The sequence below is a fragment of the Kitasatospora sp. HUAS MG31 genome, from assembly GCF_040571325.1.
GTDB lineage: Bacteria > Actinomycetota > Actinomycetes > Streptomycetales > Streptomycetaceae > Kitasatospora > Kitasatospora camelliae.
Genome location: NZ_CP159872.1, coordinates 6357991 through 6373454, shown reverse-complemented (window position 1 = coordinate 6373454; position 15464 = coordinate 6357991). Strand labels below are relative to the sequence as shown.

Genomic DNA, 15464 nt, shown 5'->3' with positions numbered 1-15464 from the left:
GTCGGCCCAGGTCACGCTGACCACCGTGCTGCCGGCCAGGTACCGGGACGGGCAGGCCGTGCTCGTGGTGCTGCGGCGGGCGGACGGGGCCGTACCGGTGGATCTCGTGCAGCTGTTCGGGTTCGGGGCGGACGGGCCGGTACAGCTCGCCGCGCGGGCCTCGGCGGCCGATCCGCGGGCTGCGGCGGCATGGCGGGTGGAGAACGGCGCGCTGGTCCGCGAGGAGCGGGTGAACGCGACGGGGGCGGCGTCGACGACGCGGTACACCGTGCGGGCGGACGGGACGTTAGAGGAGTCCTGGCCGGGGGCCGGGGTTTCGGGCGGTAGCGGGGGCGCCTGAGGCTGCTCGGGCTCGGAGTGGCCGGGTGCGGGTGTGGGGGTGGTTACTCGCGCAGGTCGCCGCGCCCCCTGACGGGGCGCGGCCGGCGGGGCGCCGCTGAGGGGGCGGTCAGGCGGAGTTGACCGCGTAGAAGGCGACGGCGGCGGCGGCGCCGACGTTGAGGGAGTCGACGCCGTGGGCCATCGGGATGCGGACGCGCTGGTCGGCGGCGTCGAGGGCGCGCCGGGTGAGGCCGTCGCCCTCCGCGCCGAGCATCAGGGCGGCCTTGGGCAGGAGGTGCGGGGCGGCCACCGCGAGGTCCTCGGCACCGGACGGGGTCAGGGCGAGCAGCCGGAACCCGGCGGCGCGGACCGCGTCCAGAGCGGAGGGCCACGGGTCGAGCCGCGCGTACGGGACGGAGAACACCGCGCCCATCGAGGTCTTCACGGCCCGCCGGTAGAGCGGGTCGGCGCAGTCCGGGGAGAGCAGCACCGCGTCCATGCCGAGTGCCGCCGCCGAGCGGAAGATCGCGCCGAGGTTGGTGTGGTCGATCAGGCCCTCCAGGACGGCGACCCGGCGGGCGTCGGCCAGCAGTTCGGCGGCCTCCGGCAGCGGCTGCCGCTCCATCGAGGCGAGCGCGCCGCGGTGCACGTGGTAGCCGGTGACCTGTTCGGCGAGGGCGGGCTCGACCACGTGGACCGGGGCGTCCGCCTCCGCGATGACGTCCTCCATGACGCCGAGCCACTTGGGGGTCAGCAGCATCGACCGCATCCGGAAGCCAGCCGCGAGGGCGCGCCGGATGACCTTCTCGCCCTCGGCGATGAACAGGCCCTCGGCGGGTTCGCGGCGGCGGCGGAGCTCCACGTCGGTGAGGCCGGTGTAGTCGGCCAGGCGCGGGTCGGCGGGGTCGGTGACGGTACGGGGTTCGGACACGGGAACGATCCTCCCATGTCGCGCCGGGTGCCCGGGGACGGGAAGTGGCGCGGGGGCTCCCCGGCCTCGACCGGCCGGGTGCCCCGCGCGCCCCAGGGGCCGACGGCCGGTGCTACGGCTCCAGGACGTGCACCACGTCGCCGATGACGATCACCGCCGGCGGCTTGACCTGCTCCTCCTGGACCACGGCGGCCACCGTGCCGAGGGTGGCGTCCACCCGGCGCTGCGCCGCGGTGGTGCCCTCCTGGACCACCGCGACCGGGGTGTCCGCCGAGCGGCCGCAGGTGATCAGCTTCTCGGCGATGGCGCCGATCTTGTCCACCGCCATCAGCAGCACCAGGGTGCCGGTCATCCGGGCGACCGCGTCCCAGTTGGTCAGCGAGCGCTCGTCCGGCCCGACGTGACCGGAGATCACGGTGAACTCGTGGGTCATCCCGCGGTGGGTGACCGGGATGCCCACCGCCGCCGGGACGCTGATCGAGCTGGAGATGCCCGGCACCACGGTGACCGGCAGGCCGGCCTCCGCGCAGGCCAGCAGTTCCTCGCCGCCGCGGCCGAAGACGTACGGGTCGCCGCCCTTGAGCCGGACCACGAACTTGCCCGCCTTGGCGTGGTCGATCAGCGTCCGGTTGATCGCCTCCTGGGCCATGTACCGGCCGTACGGGATCTTGGAGGCGTCGATCACCTCGACGTGCGGCGGCAGTTCGGCGAGCAGCTCGCGCGGGGCGAGCCGGTCGGCGACCACCACGTCGGCGTCGGCGAGCAGCCGGCGGCCGCGGACGGTGATCAGGTCCGGGTCGCCCGGGCCGCCGCCGACCAGGGCCACCCCGGGGCTGCGCTCGCGGTACTGACGGGCGGCCAGCGAGCCGTCCCGCAGGCCGTCCACGATGGCGTTGCGCAGGGCGGCCGAGTGCCGCGGGTCGCCGGTCAGCACCGCCACGGTGGCGCCGCCGTCGCGTCCGGAGGCCGGCGTCCAGGCGGTGGCGGCGGAGGCGTCGTCGCTGCGGGCGCAGAACACCCGGACCCGCTCGGCCTCGGCGGAGACGGCGGTGTTGACGGCCGGGTCGTCGGTGGCCACCAGGGCGTACCAGGTGTCGGCGAGGTCGCCGTCCTGGTAGCGGCGGCGGTGCCAGGTCAGCTCCCCGGCGTCGGCCATCGCCTGCACGGCCGGGGTGGTGGAGGGCGATATCAGGTGGATGTCCGCGCCCGAGGCGATCAGGGCGGGCAGGCGGCGCTGGGCGACCTGGCCGCCGCCGATCACGACGACCCGGCGGCCGGCGAGCAGCAGCCCGACCGGGTACGGGGTGTGGCCCTCGGTGCTGGGGTGCGGGTTGGGCGCGGTCATGGGCAGGACTCCTGGGTGGGAGGGAGGGTTCGAACGGGTACGGCGGAGTGCCCCGTACCGGCGCGCCCTCGGGCCGGTACGGGGACTGCGGACGGCGTCAGGCCTTCTCGGTGACCCCGGCGGAGTCGAAGGTGGCTACATCGTGCATCGCGCGGGCCGCACTCTGCACCAGCGGCAGCGCCAGCAGCGCGCCCGTCCCCTCGCCGAGGCGCAGGTCCAGGTCGATCAGCGGGCGCAGGCCGAGCTTGGCCAGCGCGGCCTGGTGGCCGGGCTCGGCCGAGCGGTGGCCGGCGATGCAGGCGGCCAGTACCTCGGGGGCGATCGCCTTGGCGGCCAGCGCGGCCGAACCGGCGATCACCCCGTCCAGGATGACCGGGGTGCGCAGCGAGGCGGCGCCCAGCAGGAAGCCGGCGATCGCCGCGTGCTCCAGGCCGCCGACCGCGGCCAGGACACCGATCGGGTCGGCCGGGTCCGGCCGGTGCAGGTCCAGCGCCCGGCGGATCACGTCCACCTTGCGGGCGTGGGTCTCGTCGTCGATGCCGGTGCCGCGGCCGGTGACCTCGACCGGGTCGATCCCGGTGAAGACCGAGATCAGCGCAGCGGAGGCGGTGGTGTTGGCGATCCCCATGTCGCCGGTGATCAGCACCTTGTTGCCGGCCGCGACCAGGTCGCGGGCGGTCTCGATGCCGACCTCGATCGCCCGGACCGCCTCCTCCCGGCTCATCGCCGGGCCCTGGGTCATGTCGTCGGTCCCGGGCTTGACCTTGCGCGGCAGCAGGCCGGTGGTGCGGCCCTGCTGGATCGCCTCGGGGAGCTCGGCGGCGACGCCCACGTCCACCACGCAGACCTCGGTGCCGACCTGGGCGGCGAAGGCGTTGACCACCGCTCCCCCGGCCAGGAAGTTGCCCACCATCTGGGCGGTGACCTCCTGCGGCCAGGGGGTGACGCCCTGGGCGTGCACCCCGTGGTCGCCGGCGAAGATCGCCACGCAGCCGGGCTCCGGCATCGGCGGCGGGCACTTCCGGGCCAGGCCACTGAGCTGGGCGGCGATGATCTCCAGCATGCCGAGCGAGCCGGCCGGCTTGGTCATCCGCTTCTGCCGGTCCCAGGCCTCGCCGAGCGCCTTGGCGTCCAGCGGGCGGATCCCGCGCAGGGTGTCGGAGAGCAGGTCGGACGGCTCCTCGCCGGGCAGCGCCCGGTTGCCGTACTGCTCCTCGTGGACCACCCAGGACAGCGGGCGCTTCTTGGCCCAGCCCTGCTGCTGCAGCTCGGGCTCGTCCGGGAAGGCGTCCACGTAGCCGACGCAGAGGTAGGCGACCACGTCCAGGTGCTCGGGCAGGCCGAGCTCGCGGACCATCTGCTCCTCGTCGAAGAAGCTCACCCAGCCGACGCCCAGGCCCTCGGCGCGGGCGGCCAGCCAGAGGTTCTCGACGGCGAGCGCGGCCGAGTACGGCGCCATCTGCGGCTGGGTGTGCCGGCCGAGGGTATGCCGGCCGCCGCGGGTGCGGTCGGCGGTGACCACGATGTTCACCGGGGTCTCGAGGATGGCCTCGATCTTGATTTCCTTGAACTGCTTCGCCCGGCCCTTGGGCAGCGACTCGGCGTACGCGTCGCGCTGACGCTGCGCCAGGGCGTGCATCCGCTGGCGGGTCTTGGCGGAGCGGATCACCACGAAGTCCCAGGGCTGGGAGAAGCCCACGCTGGGTGCGGTGTGGGCGGCCTCCAGGACGCGGATCAGCACGTCGTGCGGGATCGGGTCCGGGCGGAAGCCGTTGCGGACGTCGCGGCGCTCGCGGATGACCTGGTGGACGGCCTCGCGGCCGGCCTCGTCGAAGCCGGGGGCGGCCGGGGGGCGCTCGGCGCTCTCGGCGCTCTCGGCCTGGGGGTGCTCGGCCTCGACCTGCTCGGCCTCGACGCCGGTCGCGGCCTCGGGGCCGTCGGCCGGGAGTACTTCGGCCTCGGGGAACTCGGCCTGGGCCGCATCGGCCTCGGCGGTGGTGGCGTCCGCGGGCAGCGGGACGGCGGTGGGCTCGACGGTCTCCGCGGGCTCCGCGAGCTCCGTGGCGGGGGCGGCCTCGGGGGTCGACCCGGTCTCCGGCTCGGCCTGCTCGGGCAGGACGGCCAGCGCCTCGGCGACCAGCTCACCGGTGCCCTCGGCCACGGCGGCGGCGACGGCCTGCGCGGGCTCGACCGGCTCGCCGTCCGGGGTGGACAGGACCTGCCCGGAGGGCGCGGCCAGGAAGGCGGCGATCCGGCGCGGCTGGCCGCCCGCCTGGGCGGGGATGGCCGGGCCGCCGGCCTCGACCGTCTCGACGGCCGAGACGGCGACGGCCTGCTGCTCGGCGACCGGGTGCCCGGCGGTCGCCGCCTCGGCCTCCGCCGGGACGGCTCCGACCAGCACCGGCTCGGGCTGCTCGGCGGGAACGGCGGTGCCGGACGCCTCGGCCGGGACGGCCTCGGCGGCGACCTGGGCGGTGGCGTCGGCGGGGGCCTCGGTGACCGGCTGCTCGGCCTGGGCGGGCACGGCGACGGCCTCGGCCGGCACGGCCTCCGGACCGGCGGCCACGGGCTCGACGGCGATCGCCTCGGCGGCCACCGGCTCGACAACGGCCGGGGCCTCGACCGGGACGGTGGCGTCCATCGGCGCCAGGCCCTCGGCCTGCGGGACGGCGACGGGCACCGGCTGCTCGGCGACACCCTCGACGGAGGCCTCGGCCGGAACGGCGGTCTCCGCACCGGGCACCTGCTCGGCGACGACCTCGGCGACCGGCTCGGCGGCCTCGACGGTCACCGGCGCCAGCGCGAACGGCTCGCCGGCCGGAGCCGCCACGGGCTCCACGGCCACCAGCCCGGCCTCGGCCGGGGGTACGGCCTGGGCCTCGGCGACGGCACCCTCGGCGGCGACGGCCACGGGCTCGACCGCGATCGGCTCGGCAGCGACCGGTACGGCCTCGGCCGTGTCCGCGGCGAGGGCGGGCTCCACGACGACGGGCTCGGCGACGACCGCCGGCACCGGCTCCACGACCTGGGCGGCCGCGACCGCGACCTCGGCCACGGGTTCGGCGACACCCTGCTCGACGACGACCGTCTCGACCGCCACGGACTCGACGGCCACCGATTCGACGGCCATCGGCGCGACGGCGACCGGCTCGGCCGGGATGCCCTGCGGCAGCGGCACCACGGCCTCGGGCTGCGGCAGGACGACCGGCACCCCGTGCGCCGGGGTGGCGCCGGTCGGGCCGCGGTCGGCCAGCGAGCGGACCGGCACCTGGCCGGTCATCAGCGACGGGTCCGGGATCGGCGGGCCCGCGTGCAGCGGGCGGCGCACCGGCTGAGGCTGCGTCAGCGGCTCCGCCGCGGAGGCCTGCGCCGCCGCGGAGGCCTGGGCCTGCAGGACGGCGGGGTCGACGGCGCCGGCGGGCATCGGCGGGGCCACCGGCGGCCAGGACGGCTCGACCGGGGTGCCGGCGGCGGCCTGGGCGGCGAGCCCGGCCTCCTCGATGGTCCGCAGCGGCATGGTGGTCTCGTTGAGCGGGATGCCGGCGGCCGGAGTCTCCATCACGTTGACGGTCTCGACGGCGCCGTGCACGGGCTCGCCCCAGGAGCCCTGCGGGCCGGGCATCAGCAGGACGTCGTCGTCGTCCTCCTGGTCCAGGAAGGTGTACCCCGGATGCGGCCGGGCGGGCGCGGCCCAGCCGCCGGCCGCGTCGGCCGGTACGCCGGGGACGGCGCCGAGGCCGTCCGCGACGGGGTGGGGGTGCTCCGGCACGACGCCTCCCGCTCCGCCCTCGGGCAGGGGTCCATGGCTCGGGACGTGGCCGCCATCGGTCATGTCAAAGCTCCTTCCAGGCCGCTTCCGCGTCCTCGGCGACACGGTCGCCGACCGTCGCGCCCCTACTCCTCGAAGGCCCGGGCCGCACCGCCCCGGCCCGCTCGTCACCCACCTGGGTGGCGCACCATCAGAATCAACGACAACTCAGGGCAACCGGCACGAGGTGCCGGGCCCCGGAGCATTCTTCCGGCCCGGCACGCACCGCGTCTAATTCCCGCAAGATATGCCAATACGGGTTGCATCACGTCAAAAAGGGGGCAACCGTTCCGGATCGGACACGGTGCCGCCACTTCCTGGGGATCAACCCGCAGGCCACCCTACCGGCCGGGGCCGACCGGCTCTCGAATCAGTGTCCGGATGCGACCGGGATCACCGTCCCCGACAGCCACCGAGGTCAGGCGCTCCGGTGTGCGCCGGTCGACCGCCCGCGCACGCCGGTGCGCCGGGCCGGTCAGTCGGGCTGCTCGCCCCAGACACAGAGGGTGTAGTCGCCCGGTCCGAAGGTGCGTCCGGCGCTCTCCCCGGTCTGGTCACCGAAGGGCGCGGACTGCAGCAGCAGGCCGTCCACCCGGTAGCCGGCGGCGTCGACGACCTTCCGGATCTCCTTGCCCTCGGCGAGCGTCCGGGCCACCACGACCACCCGGTCCGGCTTCCGCGCGACCACCGCGCGGACCATCTCGACATCGGCGAACTCGACGGCCACCGCGTCCGGTTCGGGCAGGCCGCCGAGCACCTCCGGGCCCTCGCCGAGCACCACCGCCACCTCGGCGCCGTACCGGCGGGCGTTGGCGGTGATCCGCGCGCAGGCCTCCCGGTCGTCCGCCACGGCCACCACCGCGGCGCCGAACCGGGCCGCCTCCACGGCCAGCCCGCCGCTGCCGGCGCCGACCGCCCAGACCAGGTCGCCGGGCACCGGGTCGAGCTTGCCGAGCACCAGGGCCCGGACGTGCGGGGGCAGCTCCGGCGGGGCGGGCTCGCCGCGGTCCGCTCCGGCGTACGCCGCCGTGGGCAGCGCCCAGCCGCGCCGGGGCGCGGGGAAGCCGACCGGGTGTCCGGCCAGCCAGCCCGCCGCCTCGTCGGCCGGGGGCTGTCCGCCGCCGATCACCAGCACCACGCTGGGGTCGCGCCAGTCGTGGTCGGGCACCCGGTCGGAGGTGAGGACGGTGACGTCCTCCTCGGGGGTGCCGAGCGCCTCGCAGACCACGAAAGTGCGGTGGACGTCGCGGAGCATCAGGGCCAGCTCGCTGGGGCCGGCGTCGGCGGTGGTGAGGACCGCGACCTTGGGGTTCGCCCGGCAGACGTTGGCCGCCCGGCGCAGCCGCCCGCCGTGCGCGGAGACCACCTGGGCGTCCTCCCAGGCCATCCCGACCCGGGCGAAGGCGACGGCCACCGAGGAGACGGCGGGCAGGACCTCCAGCTCCAGGCCGAACTCGGGCCGGCGCAGGGTGCGCACCACACCGAAGAAGCCGGGGTCGCCCTCGGCGACCACGACGGCGGTGCCCCGGTGGTCGGCGAGCCGGCGGGCGGCGGCGTGGACGTCGGCCAGCCCGATCCGTTCGGCGCCGGACGGTACCGGCAGTGCGTTGAGCTGGTAGGGCGCACCCGCCACCAGGGTCGCCCCGGCGAGCGCGCTGGCGGCCGCCTCGGTCAGCGGCGTTCCGTCCCACCCGACGACCGTGATCCGGTCAGCCATCTGCGGCCGTTCTCCCTCGCCTGGTCCGCCCCGTGAACCGGACGGCCGGCGTCGGCACGTCCGGTGCAGAGGTTACCGGGTGGGCGCGCCGGGATGCCGCACGGGCGCGCGATTCCTGCGTGCCGCCGGGACCTGGGCGGGGGCGCCGCCGGAGCGGTGGTCGGGTACGGGCGGATCCCCGGTCGGGTCCGGGTCCGGCACCGCTCGGGGACGGCCGGCGGGAAGCCGCTCGGGGACGGCTCGGCGGGGACGCCGGGCGGGTCGCGCGCGGGCGTACGCCGGGCGGGTCACGGCGGGGCCGCGCGGGGGCGGGGCGGGGGTGGGGCGGGTCAGTCGTGCAGCACGTACCGGGACTCGGCCCAGTCGCTGCCGTCGGCGGTGTCCAGGTCCTCGGGGAGCAGGCTCCAGACGATCAGGTCGCTGCGCTGCTCCCCCGCCGCCCGGTCCACCAGAGCGCCCTCGGGCGCGGTGCCGGCCGCCGGCGACCAGTCCTCGCCGCGGACTATCCAGGCGCTGCGCAGCACGCCCTCGCTGATGCAGCCGATCTTCTGGGCGACCTGCTGGGCGGCGGTGTTGCCGGCGGCGGTGCGCAGTTCCAGGCGCTGGAAGCCGCGGTCCTCGAAGAGCCACTGGGCGACGCCGAGGACGCCCTCGGGGGCGTACCCCTCGCCGCGGGCCCAGGGCGCGGTGACGTACTCGATCTCGGTGGAGCGCAGCCGCCAGTCGGTGTTGCGGAGCTGGACGACGCCGACCACCCGCTGGGTGAGGTGCTCGGTGACCGCGAAAACGATTCCGCGGCCCTCCGTGCGCCGGGCGGGCGCGAGGCGGGTGACCCATGCGCGGGCGTGCGCCTCGGTGAAGGGGGACGGGACGGCCGTCCAGGTCTGCACCTGCTCGTCCGCCATCATGGCGACCAGACTCGGGACGTCGTCCTCGTCGAGCGCGCGCAGCAGCAGCCTGTCGGTGCTGATGGCTGTCTCGGGGAAGCTCGCTGCCATGCCGTCTCTCCTCGCCGGGTCGTGGACACACCGTACGCCCCGCCCTCCTCGGGCGAGTCAGGGTACCCGCATTCCGGCGACGCCCCGTCAGATCCGCGGCCCTCGCGCCGACGGCACGGTGAGCGGCCACCGGAACGGCCACCGGAACAGACCCCGGAACGGCCGCGGCGGGCGGACACCGCCGGCCGGCCCCGGACGCGGTGCGCGCCCGGGGCCGGCCGGTGTGCGGGGTGGTGCCGCCGGGTCAGGAGGCCGGGATCACCGAGCCCTGGAAGGTGTCCTGGATGTACTTCTTCACCTCGTCGGAGCGCAGCAGCTCGGCGAGCTTCTTCACCCGCTCGTCGCTCTCCTTGCCCTTCTTGACGGCGAGGATGTTGGCGTACGGGTTGCCCTCGGCCTTCTCCAGGACGACGGCGTCCTGGGCGGGCTTGAGGCCGGAGTCGAGCGCGTAGTTGCCGTTGATGACGGCGGCGTCGACGTCGTCCAGGGAACGCGGCAGCTGGGCCGCCTCCAGCTCCTTGAACTTGAGGTTCTTCGGGTTGGTGGCGATGTCGCGGACGGTGGCGGTGGTGCCGGCGCCGGACTTGAGGGTGATGACGCCGTTGTCGGCGAGCAGCTTGAGGGCGCGGCCCTCGTTGGTGGCGTCGTTGGGGACGGCCACCTGGGCGCCGTCCTTGAGCTCGGTGACCGCCTTGGCCTTCTTGGAGTAGAGGCCGAGCGGTTCGAGGTGGACGGTGCCCACCGAGGTGATGCTGGTGCCCTGCTTCTTGTTGAACTCGTCGAGGTAGGGGACGTGCTGGAAGTAGTTGGCGTCCGCGGAGCCGTCCTGCACCGAGGTGTTGGGGGTCACGTAGTCGTTGACCACCTTGATGTCGAGCTTGAGCCCCGCCTTGGCCGCCAGGTTGTCCTTGACGTACTGGAGGATCTGCGCGTGCGGGGTGGGGCTGGCCACGACGGTCAGCGCCTTGTTCGGGTCGGAGTCGCCGGACGAGGAGCCGCCGCTGCCGCAGGCGGCCAGGGTGAGGGCGAGGCCGGCGGTGGCGATGACGGTGGTGGTCTTCAGGACGTTACGCACGAAAAGTGCCTTTCTGCGGAGTGCGGTGGCCGTCCCCGGGCCGGGGTGCCGGTGGGGTCGGCCGGTTCACGCGGCGGCCGGATGGGGCCGCGGCGGGGTCAGGAGGAGGAGACGGGCTCCTCGGCGGGCGCCGGGCGGCCGGTGCGCGCGAGCAGGGCGGACAGGGCGGACAGGCCGGTCCGGTCGCCGCGGTGGGCCAGCCGGCGGGCGATCCGGTCGCCGATCAGCTGGAGGACCGTGACGATGACGACCAGTTCGGCGACGATGACCCACATGAAGGCGGTCTCGAAGCGCTGGTAGCCGTAGGTGACGGCGAGGGAGCCGAGGCCGCCGCCGCCGACCGTGCCGGCCATCGCCGAGTAGCCGATCAGGGCGATCACCGTGGTGGTGACCGAGGCGACCAGCGCGGGCAGCGCCTCCGGCAGCAGGGTCTTGCGGACGATGGTCCAGGTGGAGCCGCCCATCGAGCGGACGGCCTCGACCAGACCGCCGTCCACCTCGCGGACGGCGGTCTCCACCAGCCGGGCGAAGAACGGGATCGCACCGATCGCCAGCGGCACCGCGGCCGCCTGCCACCCGAGCGAGGTACCCACCAGCCAGCGGGTGAACGGGATCACCGCCACGATGAGGATCACGAACGGCACGGACCGTCCGACGTTGACGACCACGCCGAGAGCCCGGCCGACGGCGGGGTTCTGCAGCGGGCCGCCGCGGTCGGTGAGGACCAGCAGCAGGCCGATCGGCAGGCCGACGACGAGGGTGGCCAGGGTGGCGATGCCGACCATCCCGAGGGTCTCCCAGGTGGCGGGCCACAGCAGTTCCGACATCTGGTCCCAGGTCATGCGGCCGCTCCGTTCGCGCTGGTCACCGGGTCGGCGCCGGGGTGGGGACGCGCCGGGTCGAGGACGTCCACCTGCAGGCCCTGCTCGCGCAGGTAGCCGATCGGGACGACGTTGTCGGGGTGCCCGCCGGGCAGTTCGACCCGCATCCGGCCCACCATCCGGCCGGCGATGGTCTCCACCGCCGCGCCGAGGATGTTGATGTCGATCTGGTACGTCCGGGCCAGCTGGGAGACGAACGGCTGGGCCGGGGCGTCGCCCTGGAAGGTGATCTCCAGGACGGTCCGGTCCCGCCCGGCCGAGCTCGCGGTGCCGGCGGCGAAGTCGCCGAGCGGGAAGAGGTCGCGGGCGAGCCGGGAGCGGCCGTCGGCGAGCAGGTCGGTCAGCGCGCCGGACTCCACCACCCGGCCGCCCTTCATCAGCGCGGCGGAGTCGCAGACGGACTTGATGACGTCCATCTCGTGGGTGATCAGGAGCACGGTGAGGCCGAGCTGCCGGTTGAGGTCGCGCAGCAGGGCGAGGATCTGACGGGTGGTCTCCGGGTCGAGCGCACTGGTGGCCTCGTCGGAGAGCAGCACCCGGGGCTCGGCCGCCAGCGCCCGGGCGATGCCCACCCGCTGCTTCTGGCCGCCGGAGAGCTGGGACGGGTAGCTGCGGGCCTTCTCGCCGAGGCCGACCAGGTCGAGCAGTTCGGCGGCCCGGCGGCGGCGGTCGTGCCGGTCCGCGCCGATGATCTCCAGCGGCAGCTCGACGTTCTCCTGGACGGTCCGCGAGGAGAGCAGGTTGAAGTGCTGGAAGACCATGCCGATCCGGCGGCGGGCCTCGCGCAGCTCGCGCCCGGGGCGGTGCTCGCTGCCGGGGAGGGCGGTGAGCTCCAGGCCGTCCACCGTGACGCTGCCGGAGGTGGGCCGCTCCAGCATGTTGACGCAGCGGATGAGGGTGGACTTGCCGGCGCCGCTGGTGCCGACGACTCCGAACACCTCGCCCTCGCGCACGTGCAGGTCGACACCGTCGAGGGCGGTCACCTCGCGGCCTCGGGAACGGTAGACCTTCGTCAGGTCCTTGGTGGTGATCACGGCTGCTTCCATCGATCGTGGGCGAACGGCCTTTGGCCGGACGCACCTGTGGCGGTCAGCGGCATGCCGACGGCACACCAGTGCAGGGTGGGATCCCGGGTACGTCGATCCTGGCCGTCCGGGCGCACCGACGCGCGTGGACGTGGCCCTAACGAGTCATCAGGGACGACGGGCGGGAGAGGGGCGCCGATCCGGCGCCGGAGGCCTCGCTTCGGGGCGCGAGGAAAGGGACGAGGGCCCTCAGCAGTGACACATTCGACGGCAGCACATGCGCAGCTCACCTGCCGGCGCGGTGCCGGTGGGGGTGCATGTCGTCGTCGCAGTCATGTCTGCAAGTAAATCAGACATCCGGAGCGGGTCCCAGTTACCAGGACCCGCCGTCCGGCATCCGGACACGACCCGTGCGCGGCAAGCCCGACGGCGCCCGACCGGAAGGTCGGGCGCCGGCGGAAGCGGGCTCGGGAATCGGCTCGGAAGCGGCTCGGGAAGCGGGCTGGGAGACGTCCGAGGGGCGGGAGGGGAGGGGTCAGGCGGCCAGCGAGCTGCTCGCCGCCTTCTCCATGGTGACGATGCTGAGCCGCCGGCTGACCTCGCGCACCGCGGTCTGCCGGTACCCGTGGCGGGCGTACAGCCGCAGGTTGGCCAGGCTGCGGTGGCCGGTGAACAGCGCGTACCCGGTGACCGGGTGCTCGGCCGCCAGCCGCCGCTCCACGGCCTCCAGCAGGCGGCGGCCCAGGCCGTGCCCCTGCATCCGGGGGTGCACCACCAGGCGGCCGATGTGGGCCACGCCGAGCTCGTCCACCCGGCCGCGCACGGTGCCGACGACCTCGTCGCCGAGCCGGGCCACCAGGACCTCCTGCTCGGCGATCTCGGCCCGGAGGCTGTCCAGCGTCTGGGTCAGCGGGTCGAGGGTCCAGTCCCCGTACAGCTCGGCCTCGCCCTGGTAGCCGAGGTACTGGAGCTTGAGGATCTGCTCGGCATCGGCCTGACCGGCCGTCGAGATGGTCACACTCATGCCCATGTGCGGGGCCTCCCGTCGTCGGACCCGGCGCGGCGGAGGGTGTCGCCCACCGGGAGGGGATCAGTGCTCACGCTCAGTGTCCGGGCGGTCGAGCCACCGTCAAGAGCGATGTTCGCCAGCGCTCTACCCAGGCTTGGGCCGCGCTCAACCTCCGCTTCGCCGGACGTGGCGAGCGTCACTCCGCGCGGCGCGCCGCCAGCAGGGCGCGGAGCTGGGCCAGGCACCGGGAGCGGGTCGGGCCGATCGAGCCGCGCGGCACACCGAGCCGCAGCGCCTGCTGACGGTAGGTGAGTTCGGGCGACTCGGCGAGCGCCGCCAGCAGCTCGGGGCACCGGCCGGGCAGGGCCGCCAGCGCCAGCCGGACGGCCCGGCGGCGCTCCTCGGCGAGGTACCGCTGCTCGGGCGCGGGCCGGGCCACGGGTACGGCCGGCACCGGGACCTCCCGGCGGGCGGCCCGCGCGGCCAGCGCCTCGCGCACGGCGAGCCCGCGCAGCCAGGACCGCCGGTCGCGCGGCAGCCCCCGCCGGACGGCCCGCTCCAGCACCGCCAGCCAGACCGCCTGCTCCAGGTCCTCCGGCTCCGCCCCGCTGCCGGCCAGCGCGGCCAGCACCGGCCGCAGCCGGCGGCGCAGGTCGACCAGGTCGGTGAGGCCGAGCGGCGCGGCGGGGACGGGGACGGGGAGCGCGGCGGGGTCGGGGTCGGGGACGGGGAGCGCGGCGGGGTCGGGGTCGGGTTCAGGGACGGTCAGTACGGGGAGCGCGGCGGGAGTTCTCACACCGGGTACGACGGCCGGGCGGCGGATCGGTGACGGGCCCGGCGCGGGCGCCACCCGGACCGGCGACCGGGGGTGTGCCGGCGGGTCGCCGGTCAGGTGCTCGGCGGGATGTTCTGGTTGACGCGGAAGAAGTTGGTCGGGTCGTACCGGTCCTTGAGCGCCGTCAGCCGCTCGTACTTGGCCAGCCCGTACGCCTCCAGCACCCGGCCGGAGCCCTCCTGGCCGAGGAAGTTCACCGACGCCCCGCCCGCCGAGAAGGGCCGCATCCCGCTCCAGAACCGCCGGGCCCACGCCACGTGCGGCTCCGGCGGCCCGCTCTCCCAGCGGCTGTTGATGCTCAGCAGGTACGGCGCGGTGCGGTGGGTGTACGCGGTGTCCTCGGCGCCGACCCGGGCCACCGCCCCGCCCAGGAAGGTCAGGTGGACGTCCGAGAACGGCGAGCTGACCCGGGCGAACTGGTCGGCCAGGGTGTCGATGGCGGCGTCCGACAGGACGGTCAGGTACTCCGCCTTCCAGTAGTTCCGGGCACCCGGGCCCCAGCCGGGGTCCAGCAGCTGCTGCCACAGCACGTACGGCCGGGTCTGCACGGTGTCCGCCAGCACCCCCGGCAGCGCCCGAAGCGGCGCCGTCGCCGTCCGCCCCCGGTCGGGCCGGCCGGCCCAGCACACCCCGACCCGGACCACCGGCCGGCCGTGCGCCTCCGGCGGCAGGAACGGCGCGGCGGGGGCGCGGGTCAGGGCGCAGGCGGCGGACAGCTCGTCCGGCGCGTCGGCCATGTGGTCGCGGACCGCGGCCAGGGTCCGGGCCAGCCGCTCCCCCGGCAGGAACAGGCTGCCGCACAGCACCTGCGGTCCGACGTGGTGCAGCCGGTAGGTGAAGGAGGTGACGATGCCGAAGTTGCCGCCGCCGCCGCGCAGCCCCCAGAACAGGTCCGGACGGCGCGCCGAGTCGGCCACCAGCACCCGGCCGTCGGCGGTCACGACCTCCGCCTCCACCAGGTTGTCGCAGGCCAGCCCGTACGCGCGGCTCAGCCAGCCGAACCCGCCGCCCAGGGTGAAGCCGGCGATGCCGGTGCCGGACATCTGGCCGCCGGGGGTGGCCAGCCGGAAGCTCTGGGTCTCGTGGTCGAAGTCGCCCCAGGTGGTGCCGGGCCGGGCGCGGGCGATCCGCCGCTCGGCGTCCACGTGGACCCCGCGCAGGCCGGACAGGTCGATCACCAGGCCGCCGTCGCACACCGCGAGGCCGGCGACGCTGTGGCCGCCGCCCCGGACCGACACCAGCAGGCCGTGGTCGCGGGCGACGGCGACCGCCTGGAGGACGTCGGCGGTGCCGGTGCAGCGGGCGATCACCTCGGGGCGGCGGTCGACGGCGCCGTTCCACACCGCGCGGGCGGAGTCGTACCCGGGATCGCCCGGCACGATCACCTGCCCGCGGAAGCCCTCACGCAGCGCGGCGGCCGCCTTGGCACCCATGGGCCCAGTATCGGCCGCGACCCCCCGCGGGGCACACGCACCGTCACCCGGAGGACGCAATCGGGGCGCGCGGCCGGCCGCCTGCC

Annotated in this window: 11 protein-coding genes; all 11 read right to left on the bottom strand. The window is 75.5% G+C overall.

What is annotated here, in order from left to right:
* Positions 1 to 448: 448 nt before the first annotated feature.
* Entirely contained in the window at positions 449 to 1252 is an 804-nt protein-coding gene (locus ABWK59_RS28420; protein WP_354643493.1) for a TrmH family RNA methyltransferase, read from the bottom strand.
* A 112-nt stretch (positions 1253 to 1364) separates the two neighbouring features.
* The gene (gene cobA, locus ABWK59_RS28415) at positions 1365 to 2597 is read right to left on the bottom strand and encodes a uroporphyrinogen-III C-methyltransferase (RefSeq protein WP_354643492.1); all 1233 of its coding nucleotides are present in this window, start codon (positions 2595 to 2597) and stop codon (positions 1365 to 1367) included.
* A 97-nt stretch (positions 2598 to 2694) separates the two neighbouring features.
* Positions 2695 to 6429 (bottom strand): nicotinate-nucleotide--dimethylbenzimidazole phosphoribosyltransferase, encoded by a 3735-nt coding sequence (gene cobT / locus ABWK59_RS28410; RefSeq protein ID WP_354643491.1) that lies wholly within the window; start codon positions 6427 to 6429, stop codon positions 2695 to 2697.
* A gap of 451 nt (positions 6430 to 6880) precedes the next feature.
* Positions 6881 to 8122 (bottom strand): precorrin-6y C5,15-methyltransferase (decarboxylating) subunit CbiE, encoded by a 1242-nt coding sequence (gene cbiE / locus ABWK59_RS28405; RefSeq protein WP_354643490.1) that lies wholly within the window; start codon positions 8120 to 8122, stop codon positions 6881 to 6883.
* Between the two features lie 329 nt (positions 8123 to 8451).
* Entirely contained in the window at positions 8452 to 9120 is a 669-nt protein-coding gene (locus ABWK59_RS28400; RefSeq protein WP_354643489.1) for a GNAT family N-acetyltransferase, read from the bottom strand.
* Between the two features lie 244 nt (positions 9121 to 9364).
* Complete coding sequence (locus ABWK59_RS28395; RefSeq protein WP_354643488.1) at positions 9365 to 10195, bottom strand: MetQ/NlpA family ABC transporter substrate-binding protein; 831 nt, start codon at positions 10193 to 10195, stop codon at positions 9365 to 9367.
* 98 nt (positions 10196 to 10293) lie between these two features.
* Positions 10294 to 11037 carry a methionine ABC transporter permease gene (locus ABWK59_RS28390; protein WP_354643487.1) on the bottom strand — a complete coding sequence of 248 codons (744 nt, stop codon included), beginning with the start codon at positions 11035 to 11037 and terminating at the stop codon, positions 10294 to 10296.
* Complete coding sequence (locus ABWK59_RS28385; protein WP_354643486.1) at positions 11034 to 12110, bottom strand: methionine ABC transporter ATP-binding protein; 1077 nt, start codon at positions 12108 to 12110, stop codon at positions 11034 to 11036. The genes ABWK59_RS28390 and ABWK59_RS28385 overlap by 4 nt, the downstream gene beginning before the upstream one ends.
* Positions 12111 to 12636: 526 nt before the next feature.
* Positions 12637 to 13131, bottom strand: a complete 495-nt coding sequence (locus tag ABWK59_RS28380) for a GNAT family N-acetyltransferase (protein ID WP_354643485.1) — start codon at positions 13129 to 13131, stop codon at positions 12637 to 12639.
* A 175-nt stretch (positions 13132 to 13306) separates the two neighbouring features.
* Entirely contained in the window at positions 13307 to 13906 is a 600-nt protein-coding gene (locus tag ABWK59_RS28375) for an RNA polymerase sigma factor (protein ID WP_354643484.1), read from the bottom strand.
* A 92-nt stretch (positions 13907 to 13998) separates the two neighbouring features.
* Positions 13999 to 15378, bottom strand: a complete 1380-nt coding sequence (locus tag ABWK59_RS28370) for an FAD-binding oxidoreductase (RefSeq protein ID WP_354643483.1) — start codon at positions 15376 to 15378, stop codon at positions 13999 to 14001.
* Between the last annotated feature and the right edge of the window lie 86 nt (positions 15379 to 15464).

Coding starts and splice junctions, on each gene's coding strand:
- cobA (WP_354643492.1), bottom strand. CDS start 2,597: ATGACCGCGCCCAACCCGCACCCCAGCACCGAGGGCCACACCCCGTAC.
- cobT (WP_354643491.1), bottom strand. CDS start 6,429: ATGACCGATGGCGGCCACGTCCCGAGCCATGGACCCCTGCCCGAGGGC.
- cbiE (WP_354643490.1), bottom strand. CDS start 8,122: ATGGCTGACCGGATCACGGTCGTCGGGTGGGACGGAACGCCGCTGACC.
- ABWK59_RS28400 (WP_354643489.1), bottom strand. CDS start 9,120: ATGGCAGCGAGCTTCCCCGAGACAGCCATCAGCACCGACAGGCTGCTG.
- ABWK59_RS28390 (WP_354643487.1), bottom strand. CDS start 11,037: ATGACCTGGGACCAGATGTCGGAACTGCTGTGGCCCGCCACCTGGGAG.
- ABWK59_RS28380 (WP_354643485.1), bottom strand. CDS start 13,131: ATGGGCATGAGTGTGACCATCTCGACGGCCGGTCAGGCCGATGCCGAG.
- ABWK59_RS28370 (WP_354643483.1), bottom strand. CDS start 15,378: ATGGGTGCCAAGGCGGCCGCCGCGCTGCGTGAGGGCTTCCGCGGGCAG.